13 protein-coding genes are annotated in these 13,643 nt (G+C 46.0%); all 13 read right to left on the bottom strand.

Annotated features, from left to right (window positions below; genetic code table 11):
- Positions 1 to 6: 6 nt before the first annotated feature.
- The 13 genes from proB to ABFV83_RS06530 all read right to left on the bottom strand — a co-directional run bounded on the left by proB (position 7) and on the right by ABFV83_RS06530 (position 13,491).
- A complete protein-coding gene (proB, locus tag ABFV83_RS06590) occupies positions 7 to 870 on the bottom strand; it encodes a glutamate 5-kinase (RefSeq protein WP_349948880.1) in 864 nt (287 codons plus the stop codon).
- A 70-nt stretch (positions 871 to 940) separates the two neighbouring features.
- Positions 941 to 2,536 (bottom strand): FAD-dependent protein, encoded by a 1,596-nt coding sequence (locus ABFV83_RS06585; protein WP_349948115.1) that lies wholly within the window; start codon positions 2,534 to 2,536, stop codon positions 941 to 943.
- The gene (locus tag ABFV83_RS06580; protein WP_349948114.1) at positions 2,523 to 3,791 is read right to left on the bottom strand and encodes an NAD(P)/FAD-dependent oxidoreductase; all 1,269 of its coding nucleotides are present in this window, start codon (positions 3,789 to 3,791) and stop codon (positions 2,523 to 2,525) included. Before ABFV83_RS06580 ends, ABFV83_RS06585 begins: the two co-directional genes overlap by 14 nt.
- Positions 3,792 to 3,857: 66 nt before the next feature.
- Complete coding sequence (locus ABFV83_RS06575) at positions 3,858 to 4,244, bottom strand: hypothetical protein (protein ID WP_349948113.1); 387 nt, start codon at positions 4,242 to 4,244, stop codon at positions 3,858 to 3,860.
- Positions 4,245 to 4,298: 54 nt separating this feature from the next.
- Entirely contained in the window at positions 4,299 to 5,972 is a 1,674-nt protein-coding gene (locus ABFV83_RS06570; RefSeq protein ID WP_349948112.1) for a polysaccharide biosynthesis protein, read from the bottom strand.
- On the bottom strand, positions 5,959 to 7,113 hold the full coding sequence (locus tag ABFV83_RS06565; protein WP_349948111.1) for a DUF3048 domain-containing protein: 1,155 nt from the start codon (positions 7,111 to 7,113) through the stop codon (positions 5,959 to 5,961). The genes ABFV83_RS06570 and ABFV83_RS06565 overlap by 14 nt, the downstream gene beginning before the upstream one ends.
- Entirely contained in the window at positions 7,110 to 7,607 is a 498-nt protein-coding gene (gene ybeY, locus ABFV83_RS06560) for an rRNA maturation RNase YbeY (RefSeq protein ID WP_349948110.1), read from the bottom strand. The genes ABFV83_RS06565 and ybeY overlap by 4 nt, the downstream gene beginning before the upstream one ends.
- Positions 7,597 to 8,613, bottom strand: coding sequence for a PhoH family protein (locus ABFV83_RS06555; protein ID WP_349948109.1), 1,017 nt, complete (start codon positions 8,611 to 8,613; stop codon positions 7,597 to 7,599). Before ABFV83_RS06555 ends, ybeY begins: the two co-directional genes overlap by 11 nt.
- The gene (gene yqfD, locus ABFV83_RS06550) at positions 8,600 to 9,844 is read right to left on the bottom strand and encodes a sporulation protein YqfD (RefSeq protein ID WP_349948108.1); all 1,245 of its coding nucleotides are present in this window, start codon (positions 9,842 to 9,844) and stop codon (positions 8,600 to 8,602) included. Before yqfD ends, ABFV83_RS06555 begins: the two co-directional genes overlap by 14 nt.
- Before the next feature lie 25 nt (positions 9,845 to 9,869).
- A complete protein-coding gene (locus ABFV83_RS06545) occupies positions 9,870 to 10,136 on the bottom strand; it encodes a YabP/YqfC family sporulation protein (protein WP_312443551.1) in 267 nt (88 codons plus the stop codon).
- Between the two features lie 232 nt (positions 10,137 to 10,368).
- Positions 10,369 to 10,545, bottom strand: a complete 177-nt coding sequence (gene rpsU, locus ABFV83_RS06540) for a 30S ribosomal protein S21 (RefSeq protein WP_008975787.1) — start codon at positions 10,543 to 10,545, stop codon at positions 10,369 to 10,371.
- A gap of 138 nt (positions 10,546 to 10,683) precedes the next feature.
- On the bottom strand, positions 10,684 to 13,290 hold the full coding sequence (alaS, locus tag ABFV83_RS06535) for an alanine--tRNA ligase (RefSeq protein WP_349948879.1): 2,607 nt from the start codon (positions 13,288 to 13,290) through the stop codon (positions 10,684 to 10,686).
- Between the two features lie 51 nt (positions 13,291 to 13,341).
- A complete protein-coding gene (locus tag ABFV83_RS06530) occupies positions 13,342 to 13,491 on the bottom strand; it encodes a hypothetical protein (RefSeq protein WP_349948107.1) in 150 nt (49 codons plus the stop codon).
- Positions 13,492 to 13,643: the final 152 nt, after the last annotated feature.

The following is a 13,643-nucleotide window of genomic DNA, read 5'->3' as shown; positions in this document are numbered from 1 at the left end:
TTCTCCTTAATACTCGTGATTGATATAGTCCATTAAGTCAAAATCATGGTTTGGATGGGCCAGGAACAGGGTTCCTTTTTCTTCGCCCAATACGATCTGTTCGATAACCTCCACCTGGTCTCCGTTGGCAATGACCATATCGGAACCGCCGTCCGTAGCAATACGTGCGGCAGCAAGCTTTGCAGCCATGCCTCCGGTACCTACATCGCTTCCTGAGGTGGATTTTCCCATTTCCATAAGCTTTGGTGTGATTTCCTTTACCAAACCGATAAATTCTGCTTTTGGGTTTTGTCTGGGATCATCGGAATACAGGCCGTCAATATCCGATAATAAGATTAATAAGTCTGCTCCGATCAATGCGGCAACAATGGCGGAAAGACGGTCATTATCACCGAAATTATCCACCAGAGGGATTTCGGAGGTGGATACGGTATCGTTTTCATTGACAATTGGGATGGTCCCAAGCTTTAAAAGCTCATCAAAGGTATTCTGTGCATTATAACGGCTGCTGTCATTAACCATAGTATTTTTGGTCAAAAGAACCTGTGCAGCTATTTGATTATATTCTGCAAAAAGCTTCTGGTACACCATCATAAGCCTGGCCTGGCCTACGGCAGCGAATGCCTGCTTTTCCGATATGGTAACAGGTCTGGTATGGTGCCCCAGAGCCTGACGCCCTGCAGCGATCGCACCGGAGGAAACTAAGACTACCTGTTTTCCCTGTCCCTTTAAATCGCTGATTACCCGGACCAGTTTTTCAATTTTCATCAGATTCAAATCCCCGGTATATGCATGAGTTAAGGATGAGGAACCGATTTTTATTACAATCCTTTTTTTATCCTTTAGTTCTTCTCGTGACCTGTCGTTCATCTTCATTATCATCTGCTTTCTGGAAATCTTTTTGTTTCATATCTTACATCATTTTTGCTGTTTCGTCAATTTATAAAGAAAACCTTTCAAATCTGGAGGCAATGGCTTCTGCCACTTTTAAGCCATCCATTGCCGCAGAGGTGATCCCTCCTGCGTATCCGGCACCTTCTCCGCAGGGATAGATTCCTTTTATGCTGCATTCAAAGGCTTCGCCTCTGGGAATGCGCACCGGTGAAGAGGTTCTGCTTTCCACGCCCGCAAAGATGGCATCCGGTCTGGAAAATCCGTGAATCCGGCGGTCAAAGGCTTCCACTCCCTGGATCAGGGATTCTGATAAGTATTCAGGAAGAAATTCTCTTATATTGGCAAAACCATATAAGCCCTTAAAGGCCGGCTCTACATCGCCAAATGCCTTTGACGGCTGATTCTTTTTAAAATCCCCATAAAGCTGGACCGGCATTTTCCCGCTGCCGCTTAAGAAGGCAGCTTCCTCCAGCCGTCTTTGATAAGCGATTCCGGCAAGAGGAGCCGTGCCGCCAAAATCCTCCGGTGTCACGGTAACGATCAGGGCGCTGTTTGCATTTACGCCATCTCTCTTGTGATAGCTCATTCCGTTTACTGCAAGCCTTTTTTCTTCGGAGGAGGCATTGACAACATATCCTCCGGGACACATACAGAAAGTATAAACTCCTCTTCCGTTTGTGCACTGATGGGTCAGCTTATAATCAGCCGGGCCCAGGATGGGATGGTTTCCGGTACCATACTGAGAACGGTTTATGCTTTCCTGTGGATGCTGGATTCTTAAGCCCACCGCAAAAGCCTTTGCTTCCATTGGAATCCCTCTTTTGTTAAGGGTTTCAAAGGTGTCCCTGGCGCTGTGGCCGATGGCCAGCACAAGAATTTCTGCCGGGATTTCTTCTTTTTCATCGACCATCACTCCCTGCACCCTGCCGCCTTTTACGGTAAAATCGGTCACGCGGCTGTTAAAGCGGACCTCTCCTCCAAGGCTTATGATCTCATCCCTCATCCCCTTGACAATGCCGCTTAAAACATCGGTGCCGATATGAGGCTTATTTACATAGAGAATAGAGGGATCGGCTCCAAATTCCACAAAAAGCTCCAACACCTTCCTGTTCCTCATAAGGGGATCCTTAAGAAGGGTATTCAGCTTTCCATCGGAAAAGGTACCTGCTCCGCCCTCTCCAAACTGCACATTGCAATCCGGCCTTAATATTCCGCCGTTCCAGAATGAATCCACGGCCTCCCTGCGCTTTTCCACGGCATCTCCCCGCTCCAGAAGAAGGGGACGGTATCCGTGTCTAGCCAGCATAAGCCCGCAAAAAAGCCCGGCAGGTCCGGCGCCGATGATCACCGGCCGGCCGGCCATCTTTTCAGTTCCCGGCTTTGGAAAGAAATATTCTTTTTTCTCTGATAATCCAAGGTTTCCGTTTCTGGCTTTATGTATCACAGACTCTTCTTTTGCGGTCTCCACATCGATGCAGTAAGTAAAATGGATTTCCTCTTTTTTTCTGGCATCAATCGATTGTTTAATTATTTGCAGGGAACGGATTTCCTTTACCGGTATTTTTAATGTCTTCGCTGCCTTTGCCCATAAGGCCTCTTCTGTATGATCCACCGGCATCTTTAACTGATTAATTCTTATCATTGTTTTCCTCGTTTTCCTCATTCCTGCCCGTGCTTTCTGGGCGTTTCCTTCCTGCATAAATACCTGCCAGTATGCCGCAGGACCATGCCCACTGCAGGTTATAGCCTCCGCAGATACCGTCCACGTCAAGAATTTCTCCGGTCAGGTAAAGCCCTTTAATAAGCTTTGACTCCATGGTATTTGGATCTACATCCCTGGTATCAATTCCTCCGCTGCACACCTGAGCCTGATCAAAGGAATTGGCGGCAAGGATTTCTGTTTTCAGCCCCTTTAATACGGAGGCCAGTTTTTTTATCTGGGCAGCCGTGATATTTTTAACAATGCCTTCATTTGGAATCCCGGCTTCCTTTAAAAGAATCCGGGCCAGCTTATGGTTTAATACGCCGTTTAAGAATTCTTCTGCCGGCCGGTAGCCGAAGCGTTTTACTCTTTCCGAAAGAAGCTGCCTGGTACTTTCAAAATCCATGGAAGGGAATAGATCCAGCTCTGCTGTTACATTACGGCCTGCATCCAGCTCTCTGGCAGCGAAACGGCTGACCTGGAAAACCGGAATGCCGGAGATTCCATAATCCGTGAACTGAAGCTCCCCGAGGTCGGCTTTTGCCGTTTTTCCGTCTATTTTAAGAGTCACGGTGGCTTCTGTCCTGACACCGGCAGCCTGTTTGTACCATTTTTCCCTGCATCTAAGCTGAACCAGAGCAGGCAGCGGCTTAAGGATGCGGTGCCCCAATGCCCTTGCAAGCTGATAACCGCTTCCATCGGAACCTGTTTTTGGAGCCGCCATGGAACCTGCTGCTAAAATGATGGCATCCGCTTTTTTCTTCCCCATGGAAGTCATTAAGGACAGATCCTTCCTTATCTCCTCTACCTGACAGTCGGTAACAATGGAAACGCCCAGATGGTCCAGTTCAAAAAGAAGGGCCTCCAGTACAGAGGCGGCCTGTCCGGTGTTTGGATAGACATATCCGTTCCGGTCTGAAAGTACAAGGCCAAGGTCCCGGAAAAACTCCAGAGTCTGTTCTACCGTAATGCGATCCAGCACCTTTTTTATAAATTCCGGCTGGCTTCCCCGGTAAGCTCCATCAGGGGTTATTAAATTAGTTAAATTGCATTTTCCGTTTCCAGTGGAAAGAAGTTTTTTTCCCGGTCTGGCTGTATGTTCTAAAACGGTAACAGAAGCGCCCTGCCTGGCTGCCTGGATGGCTGCTGCCAGACCGGAAGCTCCTGCCCCTACGATGATTACCTGTTGTTTCATAAAATCCTCCTGTATCCTCAGACAGACCTATTGTATCCAGTTTGCCCCTTCATTTCAAGTGCTTCTTTAGCTTGTATAGGATTCCAGGTAATTAAATACCTCGATCATGGAAGAAAACCATATGCCCTCCATTAATTTCCCCCGTTCTTCCTCGGGGAAATCAGTGACCGGCATATGGGTATAAAGGCAGATGGTGGTTTTATCCTGATAGAGGACGAGAAGATATCCGTCCTCTGAGACAAGATAATATTTTTCTTTGCCCTTTGCATTTACGGGTTCAACCTCTTCCTGGTTTATTACAATCTGCGCTTCCGTCACAGTTTCTGTTTCTATGGTTGCCCCCGGCAGGGCCTCCTCAGGCCTTACGCTGTCCTTTGTAATGGCAAACCCAATTCCTAAGCAAATGGCGGATGCCGCTACGAACAAAAGAAAGCAGAACATATACTTCTTCATGAGATGATACCTCCTTCATGTAAGTATAGTATCTGCCTTCTTCCCTGGTTTTAATCACATAAGATGGAATTTTCTTGCAATGCCCACCAGCTTTTTCCCTCCCGGAACATTTAAAAGCTCCGATTCATCCACGCAGCGCAGTTTTAAAAGAATAATTCCATAAACTACCACAGCAACAGCTATGGCGGCAAGAACACCAAATACATTGCGCTTTAAGGTCAGATGCACCAGGAAATAGGTGCCGTACGCAGCCGCTCCCATGACTCCTGATGCCAGAAGGGGAAGGATAAAGGTCTTTTTATATTCCTGCCTGTAATTTAAAAACCGACCGATTGCGGCCCCGTTTAAAATACACATCGTAAAAGCAAACAGGATATTGGAGTATACCACGCTGTAGATTCCCAACCGGAATCCAAAAAGCATGACACACAGGATGATGACATGGAGTATTAAAGAAATGATAGCATTCTTTAAGGGGGTCTGCATCCGGTTGATACCCTGCAATACTCCGTTAGTTACTGTGGAAAGGGAGAAAAACACCACGGCCACAGATCCGTACATCACCATCTTAATAAGGGCCGAATTGTCATTCCGGCTAAATAGCATATTGCAGATAGGCCCTGCCAGTACAGTAAGGCCGACCGTGGCCGGTATGGCTATGAGCATGGAAAAACGGATCACCATAGAAACTTTGCTTTTTAACTGTCCTTTCTGACCTTCCGCCATCGCCCTTGACAGGGAGGGGATGAGGGCGGAGGACAGGGAATTGGCAATTGCCACCGGAATGTTAAAAAGAAGCTGGTATTTCCCGATTACGCCCCAGTTGGAAGCAATCTCCGATGCGCCCATGCCCATGGCTGCCATGCCGTTTCCATAGATGCTGTTATCTATCACTGTGCTGATGTTATAGGCCACGCTGCTTAATACAATAGGAAAGACTGTCATGAAAAGAACGCCGGAAAGCTCTCCATAGGACTCCCGCCGTCTTGTCCGGTCCCTTCTCGCCTGTTTTCTCATGATTGGCTTGTAGCTGAATAAAATAAACAGGAGAAACAGCAGGGCAGCCACAGCCCCTGCTCCCGTTCCAATGGTTCCTCCGGCCGCTCCAAAGGCAAAGGAGTATTCCGTTGATCCATGAACCAGATTGGACCGAAGCCCTGCCTGGAACAGCCTGGAAGCCGCGTATACGCTGATGATTGCATTGACGATCTGTTCAAGCACCTGGGATATGGCTGTTGGAAGCATGGTCCCAATACCCTGGAAATAGCCCCGGAATACGCCGAGATAGGCAATCACCCAAATGGTGGGGGCCAGTGTCTTTAAGGCATAGAAGGTGTAAGGCATCTTTAAAAAACGGCTGGCAAACAGGTCCGCTCCAAACCAAAGCACAGCAGCCCCCAGCCCTCCTACAACTGTACCGTAAAACAGGGAAACCTTTAATACCCTTATGGAATTGCAGTACTCTTTTCTCGCCAGCCTGGTGGCAATCATCTTGGATACTGCCGTAGGCAGGCTGTAAGATGATACAATCAAAAGGAGGGAATAAATGGAATAGGCAGAGCTATAATAGCCATTTCCTTCATTCCCTAAAATATCCGCCAAAGGGATGCGGTAAAACATTCCAATGACCCGGACGATAATACCTGCCACCGCAAGGATGGCTCCCTGGATCAGGAAATTAGAGGATCCCCTTTTTGCCTGTTTTCTGCTTGTCTTATTCTTTTCCATTTAACTTTACATTGGGAGAATCCTGTGCGGAAATAATGCATACCCAGGTTTTTCCCTGGTTCAGGATAATCTCGTTATTCTCCATGTCGTAATAATGTGTTGGGCCGAATTCTCCATCCTTGGCCCATTTTATGGGGATGGAACGTCCTTCCGTCACGTAACAGCCATAAGAGTCATCCTGTACGTTGATGTTTAAATAATCTGTCGTTGCATAATGGGCGGAAGGACAGTACTGAAGAATGATATTCTTAACCTTGATCTGGCCTTCATTTCCCTTGTGGGGAGCCCCATACTGGTACCGGTAATAAAGCCCGTCCTCCTCATGGTATTCAAACCACGGCTTATTGAGAACATAGCCTGGATAGACCTTATAGGCATCGCTGACTCCATTTACTCCTTCAAGGGTCACCTTACGGCCATCTTTTGCAAAGCGGTAGTGGCCCCGGTAGGCTGGGGCGTAGCTTTCTGAATATCCCAGCTGAAGGATAGATTTACTCAACCGCTCCCCGCTGGTATATGCGTTGTGGGGGGATTTTCGGTCTTTGGAACGAAAATATGCCACCGTGCCGATGCCATCCAGCCCGTTGATGTTATCCACATTGGCAAGATAAGGCCTTGCAAAGGTGCTCTGTCCGTAATGGGCGTAAATGGCATCAAATTCACGGGCAAAATATGTATAATAGGTGCGGCAGCTTCTGACAGAGCCTATCCGGTCCAGATCATCATAATTTTCCAGAATAGCCATGTAACGGTTCATTCCCCCTTCTGCCGGCGCCTCATAAACTACTCCGGCACGGTTGATTCCATATTGGGGAAGAGCTTCTTTGTCATTGCTCATCATCACTGCCACCGGCCTCCGGTTCCCGATGGCAGAATTCACCATCTCCCCCGTAAGATAGCTGCGTATCATTCCATCTTTTTCGGTACGTTCTTCAAAGGTATAGTACTCACCGGAATTCGCCACTGTTCCATCGTCTGCTGACTCACTGCTGCTGATTTTGATCTCTTTTGTTTCCGTAGCCTGGTCGGTTTCCAGAGTTTGATCCGGAATCCATACCTTTTCATATTTTCTACTGCAGCCGGATAAAAAGGCGGCAGACAGAAGGACGCCGGCGAATCCAAACCATACCTTTTTCATCATCTTGTAAATCCTCCCCGGCTTAAGATTTCCTCCTGCTTCTTTTCCATGATCTCCCGCTCTTCCTCTTCCATGTGATCATAGCCGCATAGATGAAGCATGCTGTGGGCAACTAAAAAAGCAAGCTCCCTTGTCCTGGAATGGCCGTATTTTTCCGCCTGTTCTTCTACCTTATCTACGGATATCACAATATCCCCCAGCAAAAGTTCTCCTGTTTCCGGATGAAAGCAGTCATCTGCCGTCTCTTCCAGACGTTCAAAATCCGAAGGTTTCTCGTATTCGATCATGGGAAAGGAAAGAACATCCGTAGGGTTGTCTATATTCCGGAATTCCTTATTGATCTGGCGGATATCTTCATTGCCGGTAATGAGGATATTCACCTCTGCCTCATAAGGGCAGCCTTCATAATCCAGTGATTCTTCTACTACCTTTGTAATAATATCTTCATATGGGAGGTCCAGTTTTTTTTCGGCCTCATATTCAACATTAATCGTCATAACGTGCCTTTCTTCCGCCACTGGCTTTTGTCTTTCGCTCAACCGGCTTTTTCTTTGACTCATAATCGTCGTAAGCCTGTACAATCTTCTGCACAAGAGGATGACGAACCACGTCGCTGCTGGTTAAGTGGCAGAAGCCGATGTCGTCAATTCTCTTTAATATTTTCATGGCCGTGTCAAGCCCTGATATACTTCCGGAAGGCAGATCCTTTTGTGTTAAGTCGCCGGTAACAATCACCTTTGATCCAAAGCCGATTCTTGTCAGGAACATCTTCATCTGGGCCGGAGTGGTATTCTGTGCTTCATCAAGAATAATATAGGCATTGTCCAAGGTACGGCCTCTCATGTAAGCCAGGGGAGCCACCTCAATTAAGCCTTTTTCCGCATTATGAAGATAGCTCTCCGCTCCCATGATCTGATAGAGTGCATCATATAAGGGCCTTAAGTAAGGATCAATTTTACTTTGCAGATCTCCCGGAAGAAAGCCCAGCTTCTCTCCTGCCTCAATGGCGGGCCTGGTCAGGATGATCCGGCTCACTTCTCCGTTTTTAAAAGCCTGGATGGCCATTGCCATGGCAAGATAGGTTTTTCCGGTTCCTGCAGGTCCGATGCCGAATACGATCATCTTCTTCCTGATCTGGTCCACATACTGCTTTTGCCCAAGGGTCTTGGGTTTTACCGGTTTTCCCGCAATGGTTCTGCAGATAATGTCCTTATCGATTTCCAAGATCTGACTGTCGCTTTCAGAAAATGACAGAGAGAGGGCATAATCTACATTTTGCTCTGTAATGGCATTCCCCCGCTTGGAAAGCTCAATCAGGTTATTAAATACACTCTTTGCTTTCTGCACCATCTGTTCCGATCCTATGATCTTAAGGGCGCCATCCCGTCCAATCATGGTAACATGCAGGGTACGTTCTATTTTCTTTAGATAGCTGTCAAACTGTCCGCATACATTTTTTTCGTGTTCAGCTGGAATGTCTATGATTGTCTCAATTACGCTCATTTGAATGAATTGTCTCCTCCGGTTCCTCTGTTCTTTGTATCTCAAACGCCTCCTGCCTGCCTACAGGCTCCTCTGCCACGAAATCTATGGCAATCTGGCATAAAGATTCATTATCTAGTATTTTAACATGATTTTCCAGAATTTGTACCCCTTTTTCTATTAAATTTTTTTTGTACCTCTCGTTTATATCCTCGGACAGCTGTTTTTTCTCTTCTTCCGTATAGGGCCGCTCGTAGGATATATACTCTTTCCCAGTTATTTTTCCAATGTAAATGGGAAGATAAAAATTCTGGAATAAATGAAGCTGCTCTTCTTCCATGGTCCGTTTCCAGGAGGTTCCCTCCGGCCGGGGCCGGATAAGCAGAAAGGAAAAGCGGAATGCCTTCATATAATATCCCTTCCTGACTTTTCCTGTTTCTACATCGATTTTCCGGAAAAGGGGAATCTGCCTGGTAAAATGATATTCCGTTCTGGCCGTTATATCCGCATCGGAGCGCACATAGTGGGTATTTATCACTTCTTCGCTGTCCCCAATGATGGGAAGGGTGCCGCTGACCAGCGTCTGGCCCTGTTCTATGGTATCGCCTATAGCCACCATTGGAACACCGCTTCGAACGATCATGGAGGTGATCACACCGTCTTTTTCCGCTATGATATCACAGGGTGTATTATCCTTTACAGGAATCTCAGACAGCACTTCATTCTCTTTTATCTTAACCAAAAGACGTGTTCCTGATACCCTTGCCGATACCCAGGTTATTTCAGGAAACTTTGAACGAAAGGCTTCTTCCAGGACATCGCAGTCAATTTTTGATTTTTTCATGCCATACCGGATTTCTTCCGATTCACAGAATTTTAAAAGTGTGTCGTATGTATACATCTGGTTCCCGTCGAATTCAATATCCCAGATAAACAGGGAAAGGGAATATAGGATCAAAAAAAAGCTTACAAACCCGGCAGCATATAATTTTCTTTTTTTGTTCTGGTGTAAAAAAAAAGGAAGTCCAAACTTTTTTAAAATCCTAAGTCTGACCTTCGATTTACGGACAAGGGGCTTTACCTTGCGGAACCCTTGTACAGTCATAAAAAGCTGATAGGAATGTCCGTAATTTACGACTTTCCATAATTCAATTTCATGAACACTGCACATATTAAGAAAACGTTCCGGAGAAAAACCGGTCATTTCTATGGAAAGATAACCGAATAAGTAATGCTTCAGCCATGCAAGCATTTTACAACACCTCCAGTTTCCCTTTTTATTCAAATTCCAGGGATTTTATATAACCGTTGATCTTCATCTCCTCATTGGTGTAATATTCAATCATCAGTCTGCTTCCTCCGATGATCACACGACAGTTTTTTGCCTGAAGTTTGATGGAAGAGTCAGTGTACAGGATAATGCTTCGGTAATTTTCTATCACAACGCTATGACGACCAAGAAAAGATACAAGCACCTCTCCCAGAACCACGTCCTTGGGGAGTTTTAAGGCGGAAGCTGCTTTTTCCTTTGATTCCTCAAACATAATCCCTTTTCTGCCCCTTTCTTTTTATTTCTGCAAGCAATGAACTTGCGTTGGGGTTTTCGGCCCCTTTATACTATATGCAAACAGGAAGCGGGAAATTCGTTACAGTGCTGCCGCATGCCATACTTAATTTGGCGTGAAGAACTTGTTTTTATAACTTCTTTATGGCTTTAAAAGGTCGAAAAAACCCCTGGTCACACGGAAATAGGACCAGGGGCTCATCTTTTAACTATTAGTTATATTTACGTTTTCTTGCAGCTTCAGACTTTTTCTTACGTCTTACGCTTGGTTTTTCGTAATGTTCTCTCTTACGAATTTCCTGTTGGATACCTGCTTTTGCACAGTTTCTTTTGAATCTGCGTAAAGCACTATCTAAGGTCTCGTTGTCTTTAACGATAACATTTGACATAGCTCACACCTAACCTCCCTCCAGTTGTGTACTTGTGCATAATACAACTGTTTGGGTATTTTATAGCACTGATATGATTATAGCATAATTTTGCCATTCGTCAAGAAAAATTTTATATTTTTCTTAATTGTTTACTTATTATTTCAGCTGTTCTGCAACAACTTCCATGACTTTTTCAAGGCACGCATCCACTCCTGCCGGATTCTTTCCGCCTGCCTGAGCCATATTCGGACGTCCGCCGCCGCCGCCGCCGACTAAGGAAGCAATGGCTTTGATTAAGTTGCCCGCATGAGCTCCCTTTTTCTGCGCTTCATCCGTTACAGTAGCCATCAGATTTACTTTGCCATCCTGAACAGAGGCGATTACAATGACCCCATCGCCTAATTTATCTTTCATCTGGTCGCCCAGATTACGGAGTCCGTTCATATCCACATCAACTACCTTTGTGGCAAGAACCTTTACTCCCTTTACTTCCTTCACCTGATCCATTACATTTCCAAGAGAGTCCTTTGCAAGCCTGCTCTTTAACTTCTCATTTTCAGAATGCAGAGCTTTTATTTCTTCTAAAAGGGACTCAATCTTTGCTGTCAGGGCTAAAGGAGTTGTCTTGGCAGCCTTTGCCGCTTCATGAAGCTCTTTTTCTGTTTCCTGATAATAATTCATCAGACCGTCTCCGGTCAGGGCTTCGATTCTCCGGACTCCGGCTGCGATACCCGTTTCTGACAGGATCTTAAAGGAGCCGATGACTCCTGTATTATTAATATGGGTACCGCCGCAAAGCTCCGTGGAAAAGTCTCCCATTTTTACTACGCGGACCGAATCTCCGTATTTTTCCCCAAACAGTGCCATTGCACCGGATTTCTTGGCTTCCTCTAAAGACATGATTTCCGTTTTTACAGGAAGAGATTCCTTGATTTTCTCATTTACAAGAATTTCCACCTGCTCGATTTCCTCAGGCGTCATAGCTGAGAAATGGGTAAAGTCGAAACGCAGCCTGTCTCCGTCAACAAAGGAACCGGCCTGCTCTACATGTTCGCCCAGAACCGCTCTTAAGGCCTTCTGGAGAAGATGGGTCGCACTGTGGTTCTTACCCGTATTCTGACGGTTGTTCTCACAAACCTTTAAGGTGACCACATCTCCGGTCTGCAGCATTCCCTTTATCATCCTGCCCACATGGCCCACTTTTCCACCCTGTAAATGGATGGTATCTTCCACCTTAAATTCACCCATATCACTTACGATCCTGCCCACATCGCCCTGCTGGCCGCCCATGGTACCGTAAAATACGGTCTGTTCCGTCACAATGGTTCCGGTTTCTCCGTCGGTAAGTGCCTCTGCCAAGTCTGTTTCTGTGGTGAGAACAAGGATTTTGGAGTCACAAACCAGTTTATCATAGCCGATGAACTCTGTTGTAATAGCAGGATCAATGGATTGATAAACGGTGACGTCAGCACCCATGTAATTGGTTGTCTTTCTGGCATTTCTGGCAGTTTCCCGCTGTTTCTGCATGGCAGCTTTAAAGCCTTCTTCGTCTACTCCGAAATTCTTTTCTTCCAGAATCTCCAGAGTCAGATCCAGGGGGAATCCGTAGGTATCATATAATTTGAAAGCATCTTCACCGGAAAGGATGGTCTCACTCTTTTTCACCATCTCCTCTTCCAGCTCCCCAAGAATGGCAAGGCCCTGGTCAATGGTCTTATTGAACTTGTCCTCTTCCTGAGTCAGAACTTTTAAAATCATGGCCTTCTTTTCTTCCAGCTCCGGATACCCATCCTTTGATAAATCGATCACAGTGGTGGATAAGTCTGCAAGAAACTTTTCTCCGATGCCCAGAAGTCTTCCATGACGGGCAGCTCTTCTTAAGAGGCGGCGGAGAACGTAGCCTCTTCCTTCGTTGGATGGCATGATGCCGTCGGATATCATAAAGGTACAGGAACGGATGTGGTCCGTGATCAGACGAAGGGATACATCCACATCGCAATCCTTCTTGTATTCTGTCCGGGCCAGTTCAGCTACACGGTTTAAAAGGGCTTTTATGGTATCTACATCAAAAATGGAATCCACATCCTGAACAACTACGGCCAGACGTTCAAGTCCCATACCGGTATCAATGTTCTTTTGCTTTAATTCCTCATAGTTTCCATGGCCGTCATTCTCAAACTGTGTGAATACATTATTCCACACTTCCATATAGCGGTCGCATTCGCAGCCAACGGTACAATCCGGCTTGCCGCAGCCATACTTTTCTCCCCTGTCATAGTAAATCTCAGAACAGGGGCCGCAGGGGCCTGCGCCGTGCTCCCAGAAATTATCCTCCTTACCAAAACGGAAAATACGTTCCGGAGCAATACCGATTTTCTTATTCCAGATTTCGAAGGCTTCATCATCTTCCAGATATATGGAGGGATACAGCCTGTCCGGGTCAAGTCCGACAACCTGGGTCAAAAATTCCCATGACCAGTGAATCGCCTCATCCTTAAAATAGTCCCCAAAGGAAAAGTTTCCCAGCATCTCAAAGAATGTGCCGTGGCGGGCTGTCTTGCCAACGTTCTCAATATCTCCTGTCCGGATACACTTCTGACAGGTAGTAACCCTTTTTCTTGGTGGGATTTCCTGGCCTGTAAAATATGGCTTAAGGGGAGCCATACCCGAGTTGATCAACAACAAGCTGTTATCATTATGCGGAACCAGGGAGAAGCTTTTCATCGCCAGATGTCCCTTGCTTTCAAAAAATTCAAGGAACATTCTCCTTAGTTCATTCACACCGTAGTTCTTCACGTTACTGTCCTCCGTTTGCTATTTTGTCTCTTTCGTCGCATCTCCGCTGTTCACGGCATCCTTATGATCTCTGTATTTCTTGCCGCACATGATTCCGCCCCATGCAAGAAACAAGAAAAACAGGAATTTGATTGCGGTCTCCAGTAAACTTGCAAATATTGCCATCATATTTTTTCCTCCCGAAAATTCATATAGTATCACTCATTTTACTATCCTATCATATGGAATTTCATTTATCAAGATGTTGCAACGGATTTTTTTCATTGGGCTGCCAAAACGGAGTAATTTCTGGCTTGTCTCTCTTTGCTTGCAGAAATAAA

Origin of the sequence: Lacrimispora sp. BS-2 (genome assembly GCF_040207125.1) — a bacterium.
Lineage (GTDB): Bacteria > Bacillota > Clostridia > Lachnospirales > Lachnospiraceae > Lacrimispora.
Note: the sequence above shows the minus strand (reverse complement) of the source record. Positions and strands in the feature narration are given on the sequence as shown.